The organism is Fulvivirga kasyanovii (genome assembly GCF_009711405.1).
In the GTDB taxonomy this organism is placed as follows: Bacteria; Bacteroidota; Bacteroidia; order Cytophagales; family Cyclobacteriaceae; genus Fulvivirga; species Fulvivirga kasyanovii.
In genome coordinates this window covers 1-24570 of sequence record NZ_SMLW01000594.1, presented here as the reverse complement: position 1 = coordinate 24570, position 24570 = coordinate 1, and the positions used below count along the sequence as shown (strand labels likewise).

General features: G+C 42.1%; 19 protein-coding genes and 1 tRNA gene. 17 read left to right on the top strand and 3 right to left on the bottom strand.

The genetic code is table 11. The features are described 5' to 3' along the window. Positions 1 to 551 precede the first annotated feature (551 nt). From E1163_RS17330 to hflX, 3 genes are all read right to left on the bottom strand, one after another. The gene (locus tag E1163_RS17330; RefSeq protein ID WP_155173716.1) at positions 552 to 2429 is read right to left on the bottom strand and encodes an ATP-dependent nuclease; all 1878 of its coding nucleotides are present in this window, start codon (positions 2427 to 2429) and stop codon (positions 552 to 554) included. Between the two features lie 572 nt (positions 2430 to 3001). Beyond that, a tRNA-Arg gene (locus E1163_RS17325) sits at positions 3002 to 3073 on the bottom strand. A 59-nt stretch (positions 3074 to 3132) separates the two neighbouring features. After that, on the bottom strand, positions 3133 to 4305 hold the full coding sequence (gene hflX, locus E1163_RS17320) for a GTPase HflX (RefSeq protein WP_155173715.1): 1173 nt from the start codon (positions 4303 to 4305) through the stop codon (positions 3133 to 3135). A 218-nt stretch (positions 4306 to 4523) separates the two neighbouring features. Here hflX and E1163_RS17315 point away from each other — a divergent pair, with 218 nt between their 5' ends. The 17 genes from E1163_RS17315 to E1163_RS17235 all read left to right on the top strand — a co-directional run bounded on the left by E1163_RS17315 (position 4524) and on the right by E1163_RS17235 (position 24231). Continuing rightward, on the top strand, positions 4524 to 5630 hold the full coding sequence (locus E1163_RS17315) for a glycosyltransferase family 4 protein (protein ID WP_155173714.1): 1107 nt from the start codon (positions 4524 to 4526) through the stop codon (positions 5628 to 5630). A 55-nt stretch (positions 5631 to 5685) separates the two neighbouring features. Next, positions 5686 to 6237 (top strand): dTDP-4-dehydrorhamnose 3,5-epimerase, encoded by a 552-nt coding sequence (gene rfbC, locus E1163_RS17310; protein ID WP_155173713.1) that lies wholly within the window; start codon positions 5686 to 5688, stop codon positions 6235 to 6237. A gap of 68 nt (positions 6238 to 6305) precedes the next feature. After that, positions 6306 to 7070 carry a polysaccharide biosynthesis/export family protein gene (locus tag E1163_RS17305; protein ID WP_155173712.1) on the top strand — a complete coding sequence of 255 codons (765 nt, stop codon included), beginning with the start codon at positions 6306 to 6308 and terminating at the stop codon, positions 7068 to 7070. Between the two features lies 1 nt (position 7071). Further along, entirely contained in the window at positions 7072 to 9423 is a 2352-nt protein-coding gene (locus E1163_RS17300) for a GumC family protein (RefSeq protein WP_155173711.1), read from the top strand. Further along, positions 9416 to 10147, top strand: a complete 732-nt coding sequence (locus E1163_RS17295) for a CpsB/CapC family capsule biosynthesis tyrosine phosphatase (RefSeq protein ID WP_185156128.1) — start codon at positions 9416 to 9418, stop codon at positions 10145 to 10147. The genes E1163_RS17300 and E1163_RS17295 overlap by 8 nt, the downstream gene beginning before the upstream one ends. A 3-nt stretch (positions 10148 to 10150) precedes the next feature. Continuing rightward, positions 10151 to 11137 carry an NAD-dependent epimerase/dehydratase family protein gene (locus E1163_RS17290; RefSeq protein ID WP_155173710.1) on the top strand — a complete coding sequence of 329 codons (987 nt, stop codon included), beginning with the start codon at positions 10151 to 10153 and terminating at the stop codon, positions 11135 to 11137. A gap of 64 nt (positions 11138 to 11201) precedes the next feature. After that, positions 11202 to 12605 (top strand): tetratricopeptide repeat protein, encoded by a 1404-nt coding sequence (locus tag E1163_RS17285; RefSeq protein ID WP_155173709.1) that lies wholly within the window; start codon positions 11202 to 11204, stop codon positions 12603 to 12605. Further along, on the top strand, positions 12605 to 13378 hold the full coding sequence (locus E1163_RS17280) for a phosphosulfolactate synthase (protein ID WP_155173708.1): 774 nt from the start codon (positions 12605 to 12607) through the stop codon (positions 13376 to 13378). Before E1163_RS17285 ends, E1163_RS17280 begins: the two co-directional genes overlap by 1 nt. A 9-nt stretch (positions 13379 to 13387) precedes the next feature. Then, positions 13388 to 14329 (top strand): polyprenyl-phosphate transporter, encoded by a 942-nt coding sequence (locus E1163_RS17275; protein WP_155173707.1) that lies wholly within the window; start codon positions 13388 to 13390, stop codon positions 14327 to 14329. 1 nt (position 14330) lies between these two features. Then, positions 14331 to 15065: a shikimate dehydrogenase family protein gene (locus E1163_RS17270; RefSeq protein ID WP_155173706.1), complete on the top strand. Its 735-nt coding sequence runs from the start codon at positions 14331 to 14333 to the stop codon at positions 15063 to 15065. A gap of 288 nt (positions 15066 to 15353) precedes the next feature. Continuing rightward, positions 15354 to 15788 (top strand): hypothetical protein, encoded by a 435-nt coding sequence (locus tag E1163_RS17265; protein WP_155173705.1) that lies wholly within the window; start codon positions 15354 to 15356, stop codon positions 15786 to 15788. A gap of 264 nt (positions 15789 to 16052) precedes the next feature. Beyond that, entirely contained in the window at positions 16053 to 17099 is a 1047-nt protein-coding gene (locus E1163_RS17260; RefSeq protein ID WP_155173704.1) for a hypothetical protein, read from the top strand. A 32-nt stretch (positions 17100 to 17131) separates the two neighbouring features. Then, entirely contained in the window at positions 17132 to 17935 is an 804-nt protein-coding gene (locus tag E1163_RS17255) for a class I SAM-dependent methyltransferase (protein WP_155173703.1), read from the top strand. A 488-nt stretch (positions 17936 to 18423) separates the two neighbouring features. After that, positions 18424 to 20451, top strand: coding sequence for an excinuclease ABC subunit UvrB (gene uvrB / locus E1163_RS17250; RefSeq protein WP_155173702.1), 2028 nt, complete (start codon positions 18424 to 18426; stop codon positions 20449 to 20451). 72 nt (positions 20452 to 20523) lie between these two features. Next, the gene (locus E1163_RS17245) at positions 20524 to 21969 is read left to right on the top strand and encodes a S1C family serine protease (RefSeq protein ID WP_155173701.1); all 1446 of its coding nucleotides are present in this window, start codon (positions 20524 to 20526) and stop codon (positions 21967 to 21969) included. 143 nt (positions 21970 to 22112) lie between these two features. Then, on the top strand, positions 22113 to 23660 hold the full coding sequence (gene amaB / locus E1163_RS17240) for an L-piperidine-6-carboxylate dehydrogenase (protein WP_155173700.1): 1548 nt from the start codon (positions 22113 to 22115) through the stop codon (positions 23658 to 23660). A 154-nt stretch (positions 23661 to 23814) separates the two neighbouring features. Beyond that, complete coding sequence (locus tag E1163_RS17235; protein ID WP_155173699.1) at positions 23815 to 24231, top strand: response regulator; 417 nt, start codon at positions 23815 to 23817, stop codon at positions 24229 to 24231. Positions 24232 to 24570: the final 339 nt, after the last annotated feature.

Sequence of the window (24570 nt, the reverse complement as noted above, 5' to 3'; positions counted from 1 at the left end):
GTGTTTACAAATGATTTAAATCGGATACAACAAGCACTTCAATTTAATTAATTCGCTCAATAGTTCGCCCAAAAACTTTCCCAACTGCACCATTTACTTTCCGAAAGTCGTTTTAACGTTTGTGAGCGAAATTTAAAGCTAATTAATGCGGAAGGACTTTGTCAACACCCAACCTTGGGTATATTGAGGGGAAAAGTCAGTATCATTAAGTCAACCCATACGAGAAAATCGAACCACATAATCAACTGTATTTCAAATGATTACGAAATAATGCGGGATTACCACTGTTTTAGAAGGGAAATTATCGAAGCGAAAATAATAGATAACACACTGACAACCAATTACTTAAAATCAAAAAAGCCGATTATCTCATGACAATCGGCTTTTTGTAGACCCTCGCGGACTTATATCGAACTTTTTTATGACAGATATAGCTACAATTGAGGTTTTTGAAAAGTTGGCATGGTAAGTGATACGCGATTTATGTAACGTTTGGTGTATAGTGTCGTGGCATCCCGAAGGGTGCTATTCACTAGTTATTGACATTAGTTTTATTTTAACTTTAAAGCTTCATTTACAATTTCAATCGGATTGCTTCCTTTCTTTATTTTTAATGGGAAGCCCTCAACTTCAAGAATATTTGAAGCCAACTCTACTAAAAGATAAAGATCGTCACCATTTTCCTCTTTGCTCAATTGGAATAAACTCGATTTTGCTCCAAATAAATTGTTAGAATACAATCTTAATTCGGCATCTGAAGTTTCCTTTTTAATTGTTGCTAATGCCGGTGTAATGACTGCAAGTAGCAAGTCCCGAATTGCTTCTGCTTCATTTATCTCTTTTGCTTGAGAACAAAATTGTAGAGCTCTAAGAATGTCGTTATAATTAGCAGTAACAGTTTCAGCATTTTCACCCATTAAACCATTTACTTCATAGGACGCTGCATTTGGTTTTTCGTCATTTGTTAGGTTAGAAACGTGCTGATAGTATGCTTCTATTGTTCCTTTTTTTAGAATGAAGCACCCTAGTTTTTCTAGTAGTACTAATAAGGTTGATAGCCTGTGTTTAATTGAAACCCAATTTGCTCCATTGTTAACACTGGTTATACTTGCATCATCATTTGAAAACAACCAGCAAAATGCACTTCTTCTCTTGGCTATTAGTTCGTCTTTATCAGTGTCTCTATTAATCCAATAATAGTGCAGTTCAGCTCGTGCTTGAATATCACTCCAATGGTCAGCTACAAGTTGGCAATAATCATTATAAATATTCCGAGCTAGTTCTGGAGCATCACGATGACCTAATTCACTTGCGAAAACATTTGCTTTATCAAGGCTGGTGAAGACTCCAATGATATCAAGATTATCAGTTAATGCATCAGCGTCTGCAAGTAATGCAGGAGATTTTCCAATCAATCTTAATAATTTAATCACTACGGGAAATTGGCCTTTTCCTGTTACAGGTAGCACTTGAGAGCCTGCAGCTTCTAAATTAATATTTAACTTTCTATTGATTGCCGAACATATTATCTCATCGCTTGGACCTTCAACTAGCAACGGTGAGTGACAAAAAAGAGCTAGTTTGTGTTCTTGTCCTAATCGAGTTAAAAGAGCTTGTAATTTTCTACTTTGAAATTCACCTATTGTAGGGTCTATTTGAACAGCTTGTTCTAAAATGTCCTTGCAAAAAACAATTGTTGAAAGTTGCTCGACAGAACTGACCTCAATAAATTCAGTGGAATGGGTAGAAATAAAAACTAGTTTTTTACCCACCTCGGTATTAGGCCCTGCAACCTTCAAGATTTCATCCATTACAAAGGATTGTAATTGAGGATGAAGTGACACTTCAGGTTCATCTATTAGTAAACAACCAACTTCATCATCGTACAAGGCTGCGAGAATAGCAACCAAATGTAGAAGGCCACTCGCTTCTCGAGCAGAAGAATAATTGGAGCTAGTTTCTTGGTCAACTCTGGAGAAAAACACTTTTAATTTTCCACCATCCCAATCTAAAGTTATGTCTCTTCTAAATAGCTTTCTAAGTCTTTCTTGAACTTTAATCAGGATGTCAGGCCGTTCAGATAATGTTCCAAAATCCCCTAAGATTGTTTCGTTTAGGTGTCTTCTACTTGTAGATGATTTATCGCCAAAAGTAGCTATGTCAAAATTCGGCCTTCCTCCTCTTTGACCATCAAAATCAGAACGAAAGTTTTCCATTGGCCCCAGTCTCCCAGCAGAAACATATCTGATCTTTTTCCCATTTGCATGACCTCCGAGACTCGATTTTAAGCCTCTTAATAGTTGTGTTTTTCCAGAACCATTTGGACCAAGAAAAGTTGTTACTCCTCCATTTACAGTTATAGTTTTATTCTGGATACCAGTTATTCCTGATTGACTGAGGTTTATATCTATATCAAAGGGAAATGTCATAGGTCTTCTTAATTAATGCCAACGACCAGCTAAAATCCGTAGGCTGGTCATTTGGTTCTGAATTGGACTGTGGGACTTGCAAATATACTTATTGCAGAATCTCCTTTTAAAGACGGACAATTAAATCTACATCTATACAACAGTATGCTTGTTATTTCAAATATAGCTATTCATACATTATGATCTGAACAGTAAATACTTAACCGATCATAAGCACTTAATTTACTCATTTCGTTCCACAGCAGCCCAAAAAACTTTCCCAACTGCTCAAACTACTTTCCGAAAGTCATTCCTTTTTATTTCCGAGCGAAATTTAAAGCTAGTAAATGCAGAATGACATTGTCAATACCCAACCTTGGGTATATTGAGGATAATATGAAGAAAATCAGCACTAACCCTTAGCGGGAAATCGAACCACGCAATTAACTGAATATCAATTGATTATAAAATTGAGAGAAGTTATCGCCTGTTTTTAGAGAGGAATTATCGAAATGCGAGATAAGGCATAATAGACTGAATACCAATCACTTAAAATCAAAAAAGCCGATCATCTCATGACAATCGGCCTTTCGTAGCCCCGACAGGAATCGAACCTGTATCTAAAGTTTAGGAAACTTCTATTCTATCCATTGAACTACGGGGCCATAGTTTTGGGGATGCAAATATAGATAAAAATTGAAAAATCGAAATAATATTTCTGCTCTTATAAGTCTTCCTTCTGCTCCTGCCCCAGGTAATACTCATCTTTCAGGTAATTAGGGAAGATCTGGTAGTGCCTTTTCTTTACCTTTTTCAGGATCAGCTCCTTTAAGCCATCTATGTTTATCCCTTTCTGCGCCGATACAAATACTTTTTCGTCGTCCTCCTCCATGTGTATGGAATGCATCTTTTCCACCGGCTCCTCGTCTTCGTTTTCCAACAGGTCTATTTTGTTGAATACATAGATCGTGGGTTTATCAGAGGCCTCTATGTCACGCAGGGTTTCCTTCACTACGCGAATGTGGTCCTCATAGGCAGGGTGGGATATGTCCACCACATGCAGCAAAATATCTGCTTCGCGCACCTCGGCCAGCGTAGATTTAAAAGACTCTATCAGGTGGTGGGGCAGTTTCCTTATAAACCCTACCGTATCAGAAAGCAGGAAAGGGATATTGTGAAGCACTACCTTTCTTACCGTTGCATCCACCGTCGCAAAAAGCTTGTCCTCAGCCTTCACATCGCTTTTGGAGAGTATACGCATCAGTGTCGATTTACCCACGTTAGTATAGCCTACCAGCGCTACCCGCACTATATTGCTTCGTGATTTCCGTTGTACGGCATTCTGCTTCTCGATCTTCTCCAGCTTCTTTTTCAGTACCGATATCTGGTTCCTGATTATCCTTCTATCCGTCTCTATCTCTTTCTCACCGGCACCACCCCGTGTTCCGGTACCACCGCGCTGTCTTTCCAGGTGGGTCCACATCCGCGTCAGCCTTGGCATCAGGTATTGGTACCTCGCCAGCTCTACCTGGGTTTTGGCCTGGGCAGTCTGGGCTCTGTTCAGAAATATGTCCAGGATCAGCAAACTGCGGTCATAGATCTGGCATTTCAGGTCTTTCTCCAGGTTCCTCAACTGCGAGGGGCTGAGGTCATCGTCAAATATCACCAGATCTATTTCATTTGCGACCACATAAGCATGAACTTCCTCAAGTTTACCTTTACCAATAAAGGTACGCTTATCCGGCTGCTCCAGCTTTTGTGTAAATATTTTTTCGGTAGTTATATTGGCAGTCAGAGCCAGAAATGCCAGCTCGTCAAGGTGTTCCTCCACGATCCTGTCGTCCTCACCTTTTTTGGCTACACTAACCAGTACTCCCTTATTGTTTTTATCATCCATATACTATATATTAATAACTATATCAGAACTTCTTATGTTTCATCCAAAACCACCCTGGCAAAATATAATGTAAAGTTCATATGACAACATGCCAAATTTATGGTTACATTTGTATGTTTACGCAGAATAAATATTTGGGAAATTATGATAATTAAGCAAAGCTATGAAATACCTTTAGCATTACTTATTATCGGCGGAAAGAATAATAGTTGGCAGTTATGAAAGTGGCAATAGTTTTAAACACCTCCTGGAATGTATACAATTTCAGGATGGGCTTAATTAAGGCACTTCAGGAAAATAACCATGAAGTGATCGTAATAGCCCCGGAGGATGACTACTCCAAAAGGATCAGGGATGCAGGATGCGACTTTCATAAAGTAAAAATGGACAGTCGTGGAGCCAACCCTGTCAAAGATTTCGCCCTGATATTCGAACTCTACGGCATCTACAAAAGAACCAGACCCGATGTAATCCTCCAGTACACTATAAAGCCCAATATTTACGGCACACTCGCTGCCAGCATGCTAAAGATCCCAACCATAAACAATGTCTGCGGCCTCGGAACAGTTTTCTTACAAAAAGGCCTGGTTTCCAAAATAGCATTGTTCATGTACAAAGTGGCTTTCCGGTTCCCTAAAAAGGTATTCTTTCAAAATAACCATGATTATGAGCTTTTCATCAAACAAAAACTCGTAAAAAAAGGAATCAGTGACATTATTCCCGGCTCGGGCATCAATGTTTCGCACTTCCCGGCGTTGCCGTTTAAAAGAAACAAGCGCTTTACCTTTCTGCTGATCTCAAGGCTGATCCACGACAAAGGGGTAATCGAATATATTGATGCCATTAAACAATTGAAATCGCAGGGTGTGGACGCTCAATTTCAGATTTTAGGCGCCAAAGACCCTCTGCACAAAAGAGGTATTAAGCTGGAGATCATTGATGAGTGGATCAACAGTAATATTGTAGAATATCTTGGCACTACTGATGATGTAAGACAATTCATCGATGCTGCAGACTGCGTGGTACTGCCCTCTTACAGGGAAGGCACCCCCCGGACACTGCTTGAAGCCGCCAGCTCCGCCAAGCCTATTGTCGCTACCGATGTTCCGGGATGTAATAATGTAGTGCAGGACAATTTCAATGGCTTTTTGTGCAAACTAAAAAGCTCCGAAGATCTGGCAGCCAAAATGCTGGCCATGATGAACCTCGACGATCAAAAAATTCAGCTTTTTGGGAAAAACAGTCGCCAAAAGATAGAAAATGAGTTCAGTGAAGAAATTGTGATCTCCCGTTACCTTACTTCATTGAAAGAATTAAACATATAAATACTTTACTTCGTTAGCTGATAGTCTTACTTTAGCGCTAAAAAAAAACTCCTTTATGACTATTAAAGAGACTGGTTTTCAGGGACTGGTTGAAATCTTCCCCCGAATATTTGAAGACGACCGCGGATTTTTTTTCGAAGCTTACAACAAAGAGGTTTTCAATGATCATGGAATCCTCTACGATTTTGTTCAGGACAATCAATCATTTTCTAAAAAAGGCGTTATCAGAGGGCTTCATATGCAACTGGCCCCATATGCCCAGGCCAAGTTTGTAAAAGTTATTACAGGCAAAGTACTGGATGTAGTGGTGGATATGAGACCGGAATCGGATACCTATGGCAAGGTGTATTACTGCATGCTGGACAGTAAGCTTAACAACAGCCTGATGATACCCGAAGGATTTGCCCATGGCTTTGCCGCCCTGGAAGATTCTGTATTCAGCTACAAATGCAGCAACCTTTACCATAAAGCCTCAGAAACCGGTATATTGTATAACGACGAAACTTTAAATATCGATTGGGGTGTAGAAAACCCGATAGTTTCAGAGAAAGACCTTGAACTGCCTACATTCAGGGAGTTTGTGGCCAGAAATGAGACCGTACATTAAAAGTTATTAAAGCTTTGACGGAGCCGGCTTTCAAGCCCTCCTAAAAACAGTTCATTAATTTGCAGACTTTGAAAAATAACTATCTCTACCTCGTCATAACCTGCCTGCTTTTTTCAGCCTGTAGCTCTTACAAGCAAAATATAATGTTTAAAAAGGGTGAAAACCCGAATATATCCAAAATAGAACAGGCAAAACAGCAGGCAGAAAGCAACTACATCATCAACGCCAATGACTACCTGGATTTACAGGTGTTTACCAAAGGTGGCGAAAAACTGATTGACCCTGAATTTGCCCTTTCGACAGGGGAAAACCGGATCAATGAACAAAACGCCAGACCTAAACTCAAGTATCTTGTAAAGCAGGACGGCTTTGTAAAGCTGCCCATGATCGGCGAGGTTAAGTTACAGGGGATGACGATCAAAGAGGCAGAAGAAGTACTACAGGAAAAATATGCAACTTTTTACAAGGATCCTTTTGTTAATCTCACGTACCTCAACAAGCGGGTGATCGTACTGGGTGCTATGGGAGGCCATGTTATTCCCCTTGAGAGTGAAAATATCCGGGTTACGGAGGTCCTGGCACTTTCGAAAGGGATAGACAACAACGCTAAAGTGCAGAACATAAGGCTACTCAGAGGTGAAGAGGCCTACTTTATAGACCTGAGCACCATAGAAGGCTACCGGCAGTCAAACATGATCGTAAGGTCGGGAGATATTGTTTACGTAGAGCCGATAAGAAGGCCTTTTACCGAATTTATGAGAGAAAATGGCCCGGTAATATCAGCGTTGAGCAGCGTTGCATCGCTTATTGCTGTTTTAATAAGTATAAGATAGGTTGGAAAATAAAACTTTAAATCATTCTGAAATCAATAAACCCACAGAGGGCATAGACTTTGAAAAAGCACTTACCGTGCTTCGAAAAAGTATTCCCTGGGTTTTGTTCATTTTTGTATTAACAAACCTCAGTGCCTACCTCTACATAAGATGGACCAAGCCCCTCTATGAGTCGGAGTCAGAGCTAAAGCTGGATGTAAAGTCAGATGCCACTGAGCTGGGTCTAACCGGACTTACAGAAAATAAAAACCTGAATATCATCTCAGGGGAAATCGAATTACTCAAGTCGAAACTCTTCTTCAATAAAGTAATCGAAACCATAGACCTGAGCATCAGCTATTACACTGCCGGCAAGGTACTCAACGATGAGAAATTTGAAACATCACCCTTTATTGTAGACTATACCTTAAAAAATCCTTCACTACAGGACCGACAGATCTTTGTCACCATTCTGGACAACAACACCTATAGCATTAGCTTCTCCGAAGACGACAATACCAAAGCCCAGACACACAAATTTGGAGAACCCGTCAACACACCTGATATAGAATTTATCATTTACCTCACGGAGTATTACGTGCCACAGGGTGATCGCAATTTCTTTTTTATCATCAACAGTGAAAGAGCGCAGATCAACTATATAAGTAGAAATTTAACCGTTGAGCCACTCAACCTCAACGCCAACACCATACGCATTGCCTTCAAGGATCATAACCCACTGAAAGCAAGAGACCTGGTAAATGCTATTGACACACTCTACCTGAACTATACCGAGGAAGAAAAAAATCAGGAAAACAAGCAAAAAATCGAATGGCTCAACAGTGAGCTTAAGCAGATAGAGCATCAGCTTGAAGGGTATGAAGATTACTTCGAGAACTTCACCATTAAAAACCGGACCAACGACCTGGATGAAGACCTGAAAAAAACAATTACTGCCATCAATGCGCTTGACTCCCAACGGTATGAGCTGTCCAAAAAAGTGGAAGCCACAGAGCAGATACAGAAGGAGTTGAAAAATGGTGAGCTGAACACATTGAACTATTCCCTTACCGCATACCCAAAATACATATCGGATATGCTTACGGAACTTACCGAACTTCTCAATGAAAGAGAACGGCTAAGGCTCTCATACAATGAATCAACATTTGCTTTTAAAAAGAAGGACCAGGAAATAGAAAGCCTTACCGACAACCTTAAAACACAACTCAAAACTTTAACGGACAGGTACACCTCCGAGATCCAGGAGCTGACATTCAGAAAGCGAAAGCTGGAAGACAGCTTTGTAGAGTTGCCTGGTAAAAGCACAGAATTTAACAAAAACCAGAGGTTCTTTAAGCTTTACGAAGAGTTTTATCTATCCCTGATGCAAAGTAAGGCCCAGTTTCAGATTGCGGAAGCAGGCACCACTACAGATTTTAAAATACTCTCATCCGCCACCCTGCCGCAGGAGCCTATTTCACCAAACGTGCTCATCATTTATGGCATAGGATTGGTTTCAGGTTTCTTCCTGAGCTTTGTTTTTGTGAGCATACGTTATCTGCTTCACAACAAAATAAGCACGGTGCATGAGATCGAGAGGCTATCAGAAGCTCCTATCCTGGGTTCAGTCCCCAGCACTTCTGAAAAGATCGGGATGACCCAACTGGTGATAGACAAAAAGCCAAAATCGGCCGTAAGCGAGGCACTGAGGTCTATACGTACCAATATTGAATTTATGGTTCCCGGCGGGAAAGACCGGGTAATCTCCATTACTTCTACGATTGGAGGAGAGGGAAAAACCTTTGTGGCCGTAAACCTGGGCGCGATCATGGCGCTTTCTAAAAAGAAAGTACTTTTGCTGGACCTTGACATGAGAAAGCCAAGAGTCCACATGGCATTTCAGGACAAGTACATGGGCAAAGGTGTTAGTACCATATTGATCAACAAGCACACGATCGAAGAGTGCATACAACAAACCACGGTAGAAAACCTGGATTATATACCGGCTGGTCCTACCCCGCCAAACCCTTCCGAGCTTTTGCTCAATGGCGAGTACGACAGTCTTATCAATAAGCTGAAGTACGACTATGACATTATCATACTGGACACCCCGCCTGTAGGATTGGTCACAGACGGCATCCTGGCCATGAAAAAGGCTGACCTGACCATCTATGTGGTAAGGGCGAATTACTCCAAAAAAATATTCCTGAACACACTAAACAGGCTCAGTAGTGTAAATCAATTTAAAAATATTGCGGTTGTTTTAAATGGTACGTCTAATATTGGGGCAAATGGCTATGGCTACGGCTATTATGAAGAAAAAACTGAATCAGGTAACAATTTTATAAATAGACTGCTAGGCAAACGTGTTTAACTTTTTCAAAAAAAAATCGGCAAAACCGGTTGACCGCTTACGTACTGATGTTCACTCCCACCTGCTGCCCGGCCTCGATGATGGCGTAGAAACTTACGAGGAAGCGCTGAAAATAGTAAAAGGATTCAGTGACCTGGGGTATCAGAAACTTATCACCACGCCGCACATCATGCGCGATTTTTATAACAACAGTGAGGATGACATCAGGCTTAAAATCATTGAACTCAACTCACTCATCAATCAAAAGGGGCTGGCCATAGAAGTAGTACCGGGCGCTGAATATTACCTGGATGAAAGCCTGCTTGAAAAAATAAAGGACAGCACGAAGGAATTTCTCACTTTTGGCGACAACTATCTGCTCTTTGAGACTTCATTCATGAACGAACCCTTTTACCTTAAAGAGTTCATCTTTGAGGCCAAATCGAGGGGAATCAACCCAATAATGGCACATCCTGAAAGATATGCTTATATTCACGGTGATTTTGAGGTGGCTACCGACCTGATGGATCGGGGCGTATTGTTTCAGGTTAACATTAACTCCTTCGTTGGGTATTACTCCAAAGAAGTAAAAAAAACTGCTGAAAAGCTGGTAGACTCAGGGTATGTACACCTGCTGGGTAGTGACTGCCATAACCTGAAGCATTTCGATGTCCTTCAGAAATCAAGAACTGAAAAGTACTATTACAAGGCCTTGCAATTACCTTTAATCAACTATACGCTTTAAGATATGATCCTGGTTACCGGAGCTAATGGATTTCTGGGCAGTTACATATGCAGGAAATTGCTGAAAGAGCAGTTACCGTTCATAGCCATGGTGCGCCCATCCAGTGACCTGAGCCTGCTGGAGGACATACTTGAAGAAATAACCTTGCACCAGGGCGATATCCTGGACACTGAAAGCTTTGCCAATGTGCTGGAGGAGGCTGATACCATCATACATTGTGCAGCCATAATATCATATAGTGCCAAAGACCGGCACAAAATGAACGAGGTGAATATTGAAGGCACCCGCAACATAGTTAATATGGCCCTGGCCAGTTCAACCAAATACTTCATCCATATTAGTTCCGTTGCTGCATTGGGCAGGAATACACATGCCGGCCAGGTGGATGAAAACAACAAATGGGAGAACTCCAAATGGAACACCAACTACGGCGAATCAAAGTACCAGGCCGAGCTGGAAGTCTGGCGGGCAATAATGGAAGGCCTGGACGCAGTGATCATCAATCCTTCCGTAATTCTAGGCCCTGGCGACTGGAACAAAAGCAGCGCAAGGCTCTTCAAATATGTATGGAATGAAAAGCCATTCTATACCTCCGGGGTTTTGAACTATGTAGATGTTCGTGATGTTGCTGATATTGTGTTTAAGTTACTGAACAAAAGGGTTTCAGGAGAACGATATATAGTCAATGCTGACAATATTCCCATCAAAGATTTTTTTGAGAAAATAGCCGCAGCATTTAACAAAAAGGCTCCCCGAATAAAGGCCAATGCATTTCTAATGAAATTAGCACGTATTTTACAGGGTATCAAGTCGTTATTTTCAGATTCACCCCCCATTATAACGCGGGAAACGGCACGAATCGGCAATAGCAAAATATACTTTGATAATAGTAAGATCAAGAGCGAACTAAATCATAACTTTGTGCCACTTTCGGATACTATTAACTGGACTTGCGAGTTCTACTTAAAGGAAAACCTTACTGAAAATTAAGTAACTTTCTTATTTAACTTTAGGGTTAAATTAACTAAATTGTTTAAACTGTTGAGGTGATTGAATGGCTGAGAATTTTAAGAGAAAAGAAGAAAACGAACTGATCAAAAGGTTCGAAGATCACATTAAGAACAAGGCAAGTTACTTTTTTGAACTTGATAGTTTTGAACAGATCATAGGCTTCTACATAGAACGGGGGCAGTATAAAAAAGCACTAAACGCGACCAATCTGGCTGCAGAGCAGTATCCCTTTTCCATAGAACTACTGATAACAAAGGCACAGGTGCTGAGCAACCTGGAAGAATACGAAGAAGCACTTGAGCTGCTTCACAAGGCAGAATCTTTTCAGCCCAACGATTCGGAAATACACCTTTTGAAAGGATCTATTTATTCCCTGCAGGGCAACTATGTATCAGCCATTGATACTTACATGACCAGCCTGCCATTTGCCGAAGAAAAAGATGAAGTATACTATAGCATTGGACTGGCTTACCAGAGCATGGAAGACTATGGCAAAGCTATAGATGCTTATAAAGATGCTATTGCTGAAAACATATTTCACGATGGTGCATTGTACGAACTGGCCTACTGCCTCGACATCACCGGCGAACTGGAAAGCAGCATATCTTACTACAACCAGTTTATAGATGCCGACCCATATTCCCAGGCAGCGTGGTATAATCTCGGTATAGTATACAACAAGCTTGGCCGCTATGAAGAAGCCATTCAGGCGTATGACTATGCTGTAGTTATCGAAGAGAATTTTTCGTCTGCGCACTTCAACATGGGCAATACCTATGCCCAGATGGAGCGATACACCGATGCCCTTGATGCATATAAGAAGACCATAGATATCGAAGGCCCAAGCCCTGAGGTCTATTGCCAGATGGCCTCGGTATACGAAAAAATGCAGCAGTACGAGCTGGGTCTCAAATATTTTCAAAAAGCCACCAAACTGGACAGCCTGTACGACGAAGCCTGGTTTGGCGCAGGCAAATGCCTTAACATGCAGCAGAAATGGTATCAGTCGCTCCACTTTTACAACAAAGCCCTGAAGCTGGACCATGAAAATCCGGAATACTGGAAGGCTGTAGCAGAGACCGAATATAAAATTGGGAACATTGTTTCCAGTATAGATGCTTACGAAGAGGCCAGCATGCTGACCCCCGAAGACAAAGAAATATGGCTTGACTGGTCATACATATATTACGAACAAGGAGAATACAACAAAGCTATAGACCTGATTATCAGTGGATTATCAGACAACCCTGATGATGCAGACTTCTTCTACAGACTCACCGTCTACCTCATTAGCGCAGGCAAATACAAAGAAGCCTTTAATTATTTGGAAAATGCGTTAATTTTGGACTTTGATAAACATGAAGTCCTGTTTGAGTTTTTCCCACAGCTTGAAACTCAGAAGGCTCTATACAAAATCATTGATCAATTTAGAAAAGAGAATTCCTAATGAATTATACTTTAAACAACATTCCTGAGCGAACTACAAAGCCCAGGCAATACGGTTTTACTATGGCTATGGACAAAGGCCTTAGCATTCGTGAAGTTGAAGATTTTTTAAGCATATGTGAAGGTTACGTAGACATTGTTAAATTCGGCTGGGCAACTTCTTACGTTACCCCCAACTTAAAAGAAAAAATAAAAGTATATCAGGACGCCGGCATCCCTGTTTATTTCGGAGGCACCCTGTTCGAATCATTCATCGTCAGAGACCAGTTCGATGACTACAGGAAGGTTTTGGATAAATACAATTTACAATACGCAGAGGTTTCTGATGGTTCCATTGAGCTTGACCATGATAAAAAGTGTGACCTGATCAGCAAACTATCCGAGCAGGTAACAGTACTGTCAGAAGTAGGTTCAAAAGACGAAGAAAAGATCATACCTCCCTACCAGTGGATAAAGCTGATGCAGGCAGAACTTGATGCTGGCGCGTGGAAAGTGATCGGTGAAGCACGTGAAAGTGGTAATGTGGGATTATTCCGCTCAACAGGAGAAGTAAGGTCAGGACTTGTACAGGAGATACTAACAAAGATCCCTTTCGAAAAAATAATCTGGGAAGCACCCCAAAAAGCGCAGCAGGTTTGGTTTATAAAACTTTTAGGCGCCAATGTTAACCTGGGCAATATCGCTCCCAATGAGGTTATCCCATTGGAAACAATACGCTTAGGATTAAGAGGCGATACTTTTAACCATTTTCTTTCGTTAAACGAAAAAAGCTGAGCTTACTAAATGAATAAATTGAAGGAAACCCTGCTCATTTACCTGAAAGGTGTGGGCATGGGTGGCGCCGATGTGGTGCCGGGTGTATCCGGAGGAACCATTGCCTTTATCACCGGCATATATGAAAAACTACTGGACTCGATAAAGGCTTTCGATCTGGAAGCTTTTAAGCTGCTGTTCACCCTTCAGGTCATGCCATTTTGGAAAAAGATCAACGGAAGCTTCCTGTTGCCTTTGTTCCTGGGGATCATCACCAGCTTTCTTACCCTGGCCAAGCTTATTATTTATCTTCTGGCTAATCACCCTATCCCGCTATGGTCCTTCTTTTTCGGGCTTATTATCATTTCAGCTATTCTGGTACTCAGGGCTATTAACCGATGGACCTTGGGCGTAATATTAGCTATCCTTGTAGGGATTGCCATTGCATACTTTATCACAGAGGCCACCCCGGCAGAAACGTCCAATCAACCGTGGTTCATTTTCATTTCCGGAGCCATAGCCATCTGCGCTATGATACTGCCCGGCATTTCAGGGTCATTTATCCTGCTCATACTGGGTAAGTATGAGTATATGATGAATGCCATAAGTACATTCGATATAATTACGGTAGTCACTTTTGCCCTCGGCTGCGTTGTTGGCCTGTTGTCATTCGTGAGAGCCATTTCATGGTTGTTAAAAAACTATCATAATCTGGCCATCGGGCTGCTGTCCGGCTTCATGATAGGCAGCTTAAATAAAGTATGGCCATGGAAAACCCCTGTTAAATTCAGGGTCAACAGCCATGGTGAGCAAGTAGCCTACATTACTAAGAATGTTTTCCCTGCAGAGTACTACGAGAAAACGGGGGAGTACCCACAGGTACTGGTAGCCATTCTATTTTTGGCCCTCGGGGTTTTTATTGTGGTTGCCATTGAAAAAATAGCCAACTACAAGTCAAAAACACCACAGTAAAATGAGTCTATATGGCCTTATAGGCAAAAAGCTATCACACTCTTTCTCAAAAAAATACTTTACCGAAAAATTTGAGAAAGAAGGTCTTCATACCTGTAAATATGAGCTGTACGAACTGGCTTCGGCTGACGAACTACCTCAGTTAATACGCACAACCCCAGATCTTGCCGGCCTGAATGTCACCATACCCTACAAAGAAGATGTAATACCACTACTAGACGACATCCATGAAAAAGCCCGGGAAATAGGAGCTGTCAACGTCATTAAAATCAGGGATGGCAAACTAACCGGCTATAATTCTGACTACTTCGGTTTTAGAGAATCATTGGCGAACTGGATCGGAGAGTCAAAAGTTAAAGCTCTTGTACTTGGTACCGGAGGAGCATCCAAGGCTGTAATTGCAGCATTAAAAGACCTGGGCATACCTTACCAAGTGGTGTCACGCCAGGCTTCAAATGAAAACCTCAGCTACACCTCCCTGAAAGAGGCCCCGGAGCTGATCAGGGACCATAGGCTGATCATAAACACCACACCATTAGGAATGCACCCTCAAACGGATGCTGCACCTGACCTGGATTATTCCCTGCTTTCCAATAAACATTTTCTTTATGATCTGGTTTATAATCCGGAGGTTACACAGTTTCTCAGCAAAGGACTGGATCAGAGAGCAAGCATTAAAAATGGGATAGAAATGCTTCATTTACAAGCCGAAAAATCATGGGAAATCTGGAATTGAAGCTCATTTTGCTGTAAGGTTTTCCCAATTCAGGAAGAATTCCAACCATTTTTTTACCATAATTAACTTAAAGTCACCTCCTATATTTCAGGACTACAGTTGCATAAATTTTATATAAGTAATTACTATACAACAGTTTAAAGAAAAACTAAAGCCAAAAACAAGAATCATTTTATCACATCAAGGATAAAAAGTTACAAAGTAATGTAATGAGTCAAACCCAATGGAGAAATGGGCATATAGGTGCTATCTTTACAGAATTTATCGAAGCTAAAAACCAATAGAGTAATGAAGGAACTACTTAAACTAACTAAAAGCGGATCTAAAGTACCGTATTTGACTTTTTCACTGGCCGATAATAACACCTTAATGTTTAATTGGAATGGCTTTTTGGATGTGGAGAATATCATTAAGTCGCACGAACAGTCTCTTGATTTGATCAAAAAGCATAATGTTAAATACCTGGTTGAAGATGTAAGAAAATTTTCAGGTCCATTTTCAAAAGCGAATGACTGGTTTATAAAAACCTACGCTCCGGCTATCATTAAAATGGGTGTTACCAAAACGGCTGTTATATTAAATGACAATGTATTTACCCAACTGTCTGTAAACGATCTTAAAGAAAATCCGGAATTTAAAAAGATGGGTCTTTTGTATAAAGTATTCAACTCAGAACACGACGCCAACCAGTGGCTTCACCAGGATTCTAAGCAATCCGTCTGATAAAATTATTCGTTCTCTCTGTGACATTTGTGTGTTATAACGCATTTCACAGAGAGAACTTAGAATTCCTCGAAAAAACTTACATTGCATATCTGTCTGATATTATGACATTTGTCATTACTTATATCCCATAAGCTTCTTCTATTCCACCATTTCGATTATTGATAATTTTTAAAGTCATAAATTATTACCTATGTAGTTGAACCTTAATTATTTCGTTTCAGTTGTACCGCTATTCTTCTAAATTTCATACTAAAAAAAGATATGATAGGTGCAAATGTAAACGGTATTAAAGTCGAGGACCTGTTCCAGTGTTACGACAAGTACAATTTTTTATACCAGGAAAAGAAAGAGAAAATGCGGTATCTCTATCCAATGATCAAAGCCAACTGGAGTATGGCTTTGGATATGCCGTGGGAGAACTTTCTGTTATTAACTTATAACCGCCCTGAAAAAGACCTGTTCGCATCAGTGTCTGCATGGAGAAGCACTTCCCGCAGCTATCTGATACAGCACATGGTCTCTAATCAACCTGAAAACACCAGGCTCATTTTACTTCATTTCCTCGAGCTTTTGAAAGAGGATATAGTCGAAAACAATGCCATTCAGGTGTTTTACCAACCCAAAACAAGGTTTGCCAACAACATGTTTTCATACCTTGAAGGTGAGGCCGGGCCACTACACAGCCACCTGCATACCTATAGCTTTCTGAGCTATCCGCTCAAACCGATCAGGTTAAATGATTCTTCCATTTATGCAGAAGAGTTAAATGCAAGTAACAAGGAAGAAATACAGCAATTCGTGACGATGGAGCGCGGCCAGTTTTATTCCTGGGTGCAAGATCTTGATTCCGACGACTTTACCTTGTCTAAGCTTGATGAGCAGTATAGTAAGTACGGGCTGTCGCGGACAAGGAAGATTGTGGCTTACAAAGATAACAAGAACAACATTCTCGGTGTTACATTGATTAACAAAGCATCGGCCGGCCTGAATTTCAGCCTATTAGAGAATTCAACAGAAGTAATCCTGAATTCAAAGCAGCCGATATGGGTACTAAATGAAGCACTGAACAATATGCTGTACCACCTATCCAACGAGTATATGAAATCCGATGTTAACCAGATCCCGCTGTTGATAAACCCGGAATATGAAGAGTTGGTAAATGCCTACGGTGGGTCCACCATGAGGACATACAACTACTTCACCTGCGATAATACGGTTCTGGACAAATGGTGCCTTTACCTGGTGAACGAATTAAAAGCTGTTCACGAACATTTACTAATTAAAAACGAACAATCGAAGGTTTCTTAACCACGATCTTTTAACTAACAAAACCAACACAAATGGATACACCCAGCTTAAAGCAACCAAAATATTTCATGGACGACCCTCGTGAAGCCGGCCGCTTAGATGCCAAGGTAAACACGGACGAGTTTATTGAAGAATTTATTTTACCATACTTAAAAACAGATACCAAAGCAAAAATAGTAGATATAGGGTGTGGAGCAGGTGCAATAGCCTCTGCCATAGCCAAAAAGTTTAGCCATGCATCAGTTAAAGGTGTAGACCTAAGCGAAGAACGCCTCGCCAATGCCCGTAAAAAATGTGAACGCCTCAATAATGCAGAGTTTATGCAGGGCAGCATTTATGAACTCCCTTTAGAAGACAATTCTGCAGATTTTCTCTATACCCGATTTTTGCTGGAGTACCTGAAAGAGCCTGTTGAAGGCATAAAGGAAATGTACCGGGTGTGCAAGAAAAATGGCCTGGTCATGCTGCAAGACCTTGACGGACAGCTACTTTTTCATTATCCGGAAACCATAGAAAATCTTGACAAGGTCTTGAATGGACTTTCAAAAACCGGTTTTGATCCTATGATAGGAAGGAAACTGCTCCACTACGGACTATTAGCAGGCTTCGAACTGGAGCATATCGACATCCGTCCTTATCATTTTATAGTAGGGAAAATCGATGAGAAGAATGATTATCTATGGGACCTGAAAATGGAAATTGCCCTGCCGAAATTTGAAGAAATACTCGGCACCCGACAACTGGCACAGAAGTTTAAAGATGATTTCATGGCGTTCCTGCGCGATCCGCAAACCATGATGTATTCAAACTTGTGCACCATTTATCTTAAGAAATAAACCATTAAACAACGCTATTCATACGCCCTTGCTGCATAAGTAAGGGCGTACTTTTGTGCCTTACTGGCAACTATTGCAGAACAATATGAGCTAGATGGCCACTACTACAAATATTTTATCCTACAGGATTATCACTGTAGAAGGGATTCGTGGTTTAATTTTAATGGCAAGTCAGCATGGTATCCTGTAAGGACATCATATTTATAGAAAAATGTAAAGCAAATATGTGCCAAAGAAAAGCTAAGCCATAAAATACAACACCATTTGGCACTCATGCAAGCATGAGATATTTGTCTAACTTGCTGGCTTTTATAAAATACAGATGTCTTGACGGATACTGCTAACAGAGGCCGTCAAACGCTTATTCGCCATGTTAATGTCTTCCCTAAAAAGTCAGCCTGGCCTCAAACTCTCGTCTTTTCATCCGAACCCTTACCTGTTTCTATGCGTTAATCTCTAGATTTGGAAAGGATCACGGGAAACTCAATATGAAATTCAAAATTAGCAGTGAATATACTCCAACCGGAGACCAGCCTAAAGCAATAAATGAACTGACAGCAGGCATTGAGTCTGGCGAGCGATTTCAGACCCTCCTGGGAGCAACAGGTACAGGTAAAACTTTTACCATGGCCAATGTGGTAGCCAACGTAAACAGGCCTACTCTGGTGCTTTGCCACAACAAGACCTTGGCTGCCCAGCTATATGGGGAGTTCAAAAGGTTTTTCCCTGAAAATGCAGTCGAGTATTTTATATCATACTACGACTATTACCAGCCCGAGGCCTTTATTCCTTCTTCAAACCTTTATATAGAAAAAGACCTTTCCATCAACGAGGAAATCGAAAAACTGCGCCTGAGCGCCACTTCTTCCCTGCTTACCGGCCGGCGCGACATTATCGTGGTGGCCTCCGTTTCCTGCATCTACGGTATCGGTAACCCGGAAGAGTTTGGCAGGAACGTAATAAAATTAAAAGTAGGTGAAACCATCGCCAGAAACAAGCTGCTGTTTGCGTTGGTCGACATCTTGTATAGCAGAACAGAGGCGGAATTCAAAAGAGGTAATTTCCGGGTCAAGGGCGATACTGTAGATATATTTGTGGCTTATGGAGACTTCGCTTACCGCATAATCTTCTGGGGAGACGAAATAGAGTCTATACAAATGATAGACCCAGAAAGCGGCAAAACCATTTCCGAAGAAACCATCATCTCCATTTTCCCGGCCAACCTGTTCGTTACCGGCAAAGACCTGTTGCACACCGCCATACATGAAATCCAGGATGACCTCGTTGCCCAGGTCAATCACTTTGAGACAGAACAACGGCACCTGGAAGCCAAGCGGGTAAAAGAGCGTACCGAATTTGATATTGAAATGATGCGTGAGTTGGGCTACTGCTCTGGTATCGAGAACTACTCGCGCTACTTTGACCGCAGAAGCCCCGGCGCCAGACCTTTCTGCCTTCTTGACTATTTCCCTGATGACTATTTAATGATCATCGACGAAAGCCACGTTACCGTACCACAGGTCAGGGCTATGTGGGGTGGCGACCGCTCCAGAAAAGTAAACCTCGTTGATTTTGGTTTCAGGCTACCCGCCGCTCTGGACAACAGGCCGCTGACATTCAATGAATTTGAGGCTATGCTCAACCAGGTAGTGTACGTAAGCGCCACACCTTCGGAGTACGAGTTAAGAAAGTCCGAAGGGGTAGTTGTGGAGCAGATCATCAGGCCTACAGGTCTCCTCGACCCTATCATAGAGGTAAGGCCAAGCCTCAACCAGATAGATGACCTTCTGGAAGAAATCGATGAAAGAATAAAAAAGGAAGAGCGTGTACTGGTAACTACCCTTACCAAGCGTATGGCTGAAGAACTGACAAAGTTCCTCGAACGTGCCGGTGTTAAGTGCCGCTACATACACAGCGAAGTAGATACCCTGGACAGGGTGGAGATCTTAAGGGAGCTGCGCCTGGGTATATTCGATGTCCTTGTGGGTGTAAACCTTCTGCGAGAAGGCCTCGATTTACCGGAAGTATCGCTGGTAGCCATCCTTGATGCTGATAAAGAAGGCTTTTTGCGTAACCAGCGCTCCCTCATACAGACCATAGGCCGTGCGGCTCGAAACGTGAACGGTATGGTGATCATGTATGCAGACAGTATCACGGAGTCTATGCGAACTTCCATAGATGAAACCAACAGGAGGAGAAGTATACAGATGGCCTATAATGAAAAACACGACATTACACCTACCACCATATTGCGTTCCAAGGAGTCTATCCTTCAGCAAACCGGGGTGGCCGATAAGAAGAAAGGTGGCAAAAAGTACTACACCGGCGAGGAAGCTCCATCTGTTGCGGCCGATCCTGTGGTAGCTTATATGGGCAAAGACGAGCTGGAGAAGCTGATCAGCAAAACACAAAAAGCTATGGAAAAGGCTGCCAAGGAGCTGAATTTCATGGAAGCTGCCAAATTGCGTGATGAAATGACGGAACTGAAAAAACTTCAGGAGGAAAGACAGCAGTAACATCTACAATTTCCTTACATTACAAAACTGAAAGCAGCGAATTAGCGTTATTACAAAAACATTTTTAGATATATGAGCAAGCGGCAGTTTTTTTTCGGCATATTCCTTTCCTCTGTTTTCGGTGCGCTTATTTCCAGCGCTATCATTTTCACTTACCTTTCAGGTAACAACACTTCACTGCAATCTTACAAATCCATATCGGAGCGTCAGCAGCAGGTGTCCACAGCCAGTCTGATCTCTGACAGCGCCATTATAGTACCCAAAGGCCTTAATTTTATCCATGCTGCCAACAAGGTAGTGCCCGGCGTGGTACATATCAGAGCCTTGTATGCCACCGGCCAGTACAGCATCAATCCACTGGAGGGTGTTTTCAGAGGCCCTGCACAGTCATCAGGCTCAGGGGTGATCATTTCTGACGATGGCTACCTGGCGACTAACAACCACGTCATTGAGAATGCCAGCCAGATCGAAGTTGTACTCAATGACAACAGGACATACCCGGCAAAAGTCATCGGCAGTGACCCTACTACCGACCTTGCTTTGCTAAAGATCAATGAAACAGGTTTAAACTATGTCGAGTATGGAGACTCTGATAAAATCCTGCCCGGAGAATGGGTGCTGGCCATTGGCAATCCTTTTGACCTGAACTCCACGGTAACGGCCGGTATAGTCAGCGCAAAGGCACGTAATATTGGCATACTCAGAGATAAAAATAACCTCCAAATCGAATCGTTCATACAGACTGATGCAGCCGTGAACCCTGGCAACAGCGGCGGCGCACTGGTTAACCTTAATGGTGAGTTGATCGGCATCAATACGGCCATTGCCACTCCCACAGGCAGTTACTCGGGATACTCGTTCGCCGTGCCCGTAACCCTGGTAAAAAAGGTTATGGACGACCTTCTGGAATTTGGCACGGTACAAAGAGGCCTTCTCGGCATCAGGATTGGTGATATGAATGCCGCTATAGCCGATGCGGAAGGGATGGATGTGGTCAGCGGCGTATTCATCAGCTATGTAAACAAAAACAGCTCCGCCGAAGATGCCGGACTACAGCCCGGAGATGTGATCACCGCCATCAATGAGTCCAGGGTTTCGAATGTTTCGGAATTGCAGGAGTTGGTGGCCCGCAACAGGCCCGGAGATAAAATCCAGGTCACCTACATCAGAGGTGGCATTAAAAGTAAGGTAGACGCCGTGCTGAAAAATACCGAAGGCAGTACCGAGCTTGTGGCAGATCGCTACGAACATGAACTTGAAGGTGCAATACTGGAAAACCTGAGCATTGAGGACCTGAGCGAATATGACATTGAAGGTGGCGTAAGGCTGAAATCCCTCGGAAATGGCAAGTGGAAAGATGCCGGCTTCCAGGAAGGTTTTATTATCACCAAAATTGACAAAGTGATAGTCAGTGACATCAGAGACCTTAACCAGATCATGGAAAACAAGAGCGGTGGCATGCTTGTAGAAGGTATCTATGCGGATGGTGAAAAAGGCGTATTCGGGGTCGATTGGTAAGCCCGGTTCAGCATAAATACTTCAGGAAATCAGCAATAGTAATACCCTCAAATTTTATTATCTCAATCGATTGTTTTTTCTCTGAGGTGGACTATCCTTCCTCACATTTCTTTAGCTTTGCACTTTAAATAAAAAATCAAATCATGAGTAACGATAACTTTGGTATAAGTGAAGCGCTAAAGGCGTTAGGAATTAAAGCAGAAAATTCAGGTTCTTCAACTGGTACGAAGTGGTTGGGTTCGAAGGGTGAACTTATTGAATCGTATTCTCCTGTAGATGGAAAACTGATCGGAAAAGTCAGTACTACTACAGAAGATCAATATGAAGAAATTGTAAAAACAGCCGAAGAGGCATTTAAATCATGGAGGCTGATACCTGCACCTAAAAGAGGTGAAGTGGTAAGGCAGATCGGCGAAGAGCTTCGCAAGTATAAAGAATCGCTGGGTAAACTGGTATCTTACGAAATGGGCAAATCATACCAGGAAGGCCTTGGCGAGGTTCAGGAGATGATCGACATCTGTGATTTTGCCGTAGGTCTGTCGCGCCAGCTTCATGGCCTTACCATGCACTCTGAGAGGCCAAACCACCGCATGTATGAGCAATACCATCCGCTCGGCATCGTAGGTATCATCTCTGCATTTAACTTCCCCGTAGCCGTATGGTCATGGAACACTATGCTTGCCTGGGTTTGCGGTGATGTTTGTATCTGGAAGCCTTCAGAAAAAACCCCGCTTTGCAGCATTGCCTGCCAAAACATTATTACCAAAGTATTTGAAGCCAACAATGTACCAGAAGGTGTATCATGCGTGGTGAATGGTGATTATAAAATTGGTCAGCTTATTTCCAGCGACAAGAGAATACCTTTGGTTTCTGCAACAGGCTCGATCAGAATGGGCAAGAAGGTCGGCGAAGCTGTTGGTGCAAGGCTGGGCAAGTCACTTCTTGAGCTTGGTGGAAACAATGCCATCATCATCACAGAAAATGCTGATCTGGAAATAGCCATTACAGGAGCACTGTTTGGCGCGGTAGGTACCTGTGGCCAGCGTTGTACCTCTACAAGAAGGCTGATCATACACGACAGCATCTACGAAGATGTAAAGAACAAATTGACCAACGCATACAAGCAACTGAGGATAGGCAACCCACTGGATGAGAAAAACCACGTAGGCCCGCTTATCGATAAAGATGCCGTTAAAATGTACGAAAATGCCCTTGAAGCGGTAAAAGCTCAGGGTGGCAGCATTATACTTGAAGGTGGAGTGCTTTCCGGCGAAGGATACGAATCCGGCTGCTATGTAAAACCGGTTATTGCAGAAGCTTCCAACGACCTGCAAATCGTTCAGGAAGAAACATTTGCCCCTATATTGTACCTCATGAAGTACAGCACCATTGATGAAGCCATTGAAATGCAAAATGGTGTAGTTCAGGGGCTCTCTTCAGCCATCATGACCACAAATATGAGAGAAGCTGAAAGGTTCCTTTCACATCAGGGGTCAGACTGTGGTATTGCCAATGTAAATATTGGCACATCAGGTGCAGAAATTGGTGGTGCTTTCGGTGGCGAAAAAGAAACCGGAGGTGGCCGTGAGTCGGGTTCAGATGCCTGGAAAGTGTACATGAGAAGACAAACAAATACCCTTAATTACGGAACGGAACTCCCTCTTGCTCAGGGGATAAAGTTCGATTTCTAATACTTAATACCACCCACCTCATGCTGTATAAGTGAGGTGGGTATACTTGCTTCTAACGCTATCAGACTGCCTTGGCAACCCTTTGAAGTGTTAGAAATAATTTTGTAATTACTCGCTTATAGTTTATATTTAGCTTAGATAATCGTTAAAACATATGTCAGACAACCAAAAGAAATATATTTCTGTAATGTTAATCGATGATAATGAGATAGATAACCTCATTAATCAGAAAATGATTGAAGCAGCAGACATATCAAAGTACATTTATACACACACCGGTGCAAAAAGTGCTATAGAATTTCTTAAGAATATTGAGAAGGTTGAAGAGATTTCTGACAAGGTTTTACCAGACGTCATTTTTCTTGACATCGATATGCCCCTGATGGATGGATTTCAGTTTCTCGACGAGTTTGAAAAGCTCTCGGAAGGCACAAGAAACAAATGTAAAATTGTGATGCTGACTTCTTCCATTAACCCACAGGACGTAAACAAGTCGAAGAAGTACAGCTACGTAAAGCAATACATCAACAAGCCCCTCTCCCAGGAAAACCTGGAGAAGCTAAAGATCTAAGAAGGCTCTTAAAACGCAAACTCGCTGTCCATTGCTCCTAAAAGGATCAATGGACTTTTTGTCGTATCAATAAACTGCAGACTTCGGATCAAACGGAATTTCTGGGGGATAGCCTAAATTTTCACCTCTTTGTTGACAGACAGTAGTTAATCAGCAATCGGCAAAAGCAGTAAACAAACTCGTATAATGATAACAATAAGCGCGGTTTACATGCCGATTGTAAAAATCGCGATAGAGGGTGTCCTGCACGCTTTCCAATCACATTGGACATTTCTTACAGACTGGCTAACCACCTCTGTACCTCCAATGCTATTAAGCGGTTTTTGAATGATTTAACAA

Excerpts from the sequence above, each read along its gene's own strand:
- amaB (WP_155173700.1), top strand. The coding sequence starts at position 22,113 with ATGAGTAACGATAACTTTGGTATAAGTGAAGCGCTAAAGGCGTTAGGA.
- hflX (WP_155173715.1), bottom strand. The coding sequence starts at position 4,305 with ATGGATGATAAAAACAATAAGGGAGTACTGGTTAGTGTAGCCAAAAAA.
- E1163_RS17235 (WP_155173699.1), top strand. The coding sequence starts at position 23,815 with ATGTCAGACAACCAAAAGAAATATATTTCTGTAATGTTAATCGATGAT.
- E1163_RS17330 (WP_155173716.1), bottom strand. The coding sequence starts at position 2,429 with ATGACATTTCCCTTTGATATAGATATAAACCTCAGTCAATCAGGAATA.
- E1163_RS17290 (WP_155173710.1), top strand. The coding sequence starts at position 10,151 with ATGATCCTGGTTACCGGAGCTAATGGATTTCTGGGCAGTTACATATGC.
- E1163_RS17265 (WP_155173705.1), top strand. The coding sequence starts at position 15,354 with ATGAAGGAACTACTTAAACTAACTAAAAGCGGATCTAAAGTACCGTAT.
- E1163_RS17315 (WP_155173714.1), top strand. The coding sequence starts at position 4,524 with ATGAAAGTGGCAATAGTTTTAAACACCTCCTGGAATGTATACAATTTC.
- uvrB (WP_155173702.1), top strand. The coding sequence starts at position 18,424 with ATGAAATTCAAAATTAGCAGTGAATATACTCCAACCGGAGACCAGCCT.
- E1163_RS17255 (WP_155173703.1), top strand. The coding sequence starts at position 17,132 with ATGGATACACCCAGCTTAAAGCAACCAAAATATTTCATGGACGACCCT.
- E1163_RS17245 (WP_155173701.1), top strand. The coding sequence starts at position 20,524 with ATGAGCAAGCGGCAGTTTTTTTTCGGCATATTCCTTTCCTCTGTTTTC.
- E1163_RS17285 (WP_155173709.1), top strand. The coding sequence starts at position 11,202 with ATGGCTGAGAATTTTAAGAGAAAAGAAGAAAACGAACTGATCAAAAGG.
- E1163_RS17275 (WP_155173707.1), top strand. The coding sequence starts at position 13,388 with ATGAATAAATTGAAGGAAACCCTGCTCATTTACCTGAAAGGTGTGGGC.
- rfbC (WP_155173713.1), top strand. The coding sequence starts at position 5,686 with ATGACTATTAAAGAGACTGGTTTTCAGGGACTGGTTGAAATCTTCCCC.
- E1163_RS17280 (WP_155173708.1), top strand. The coding sequence starts at position 12,605 with ATGAATTATACTTTAAACAACATTCCTGAGCGAACTACAAAGCCCAGG.
- E1163_RS17270 (WP_155173706.1), top strand. The coding sequence starts at position 14,331 with ATGAGTCTATATGGCCTTATAGGCAAAAAGCTATCACACTCTTTCTCA.
- E1163_RS17260 (WP_155173704.1), top strand. The coding sequence starts at position 16,053 with ATGATAGGTGCAAATGTAAACGGTATTAAAGTCGAGGACCTGTTCCAG.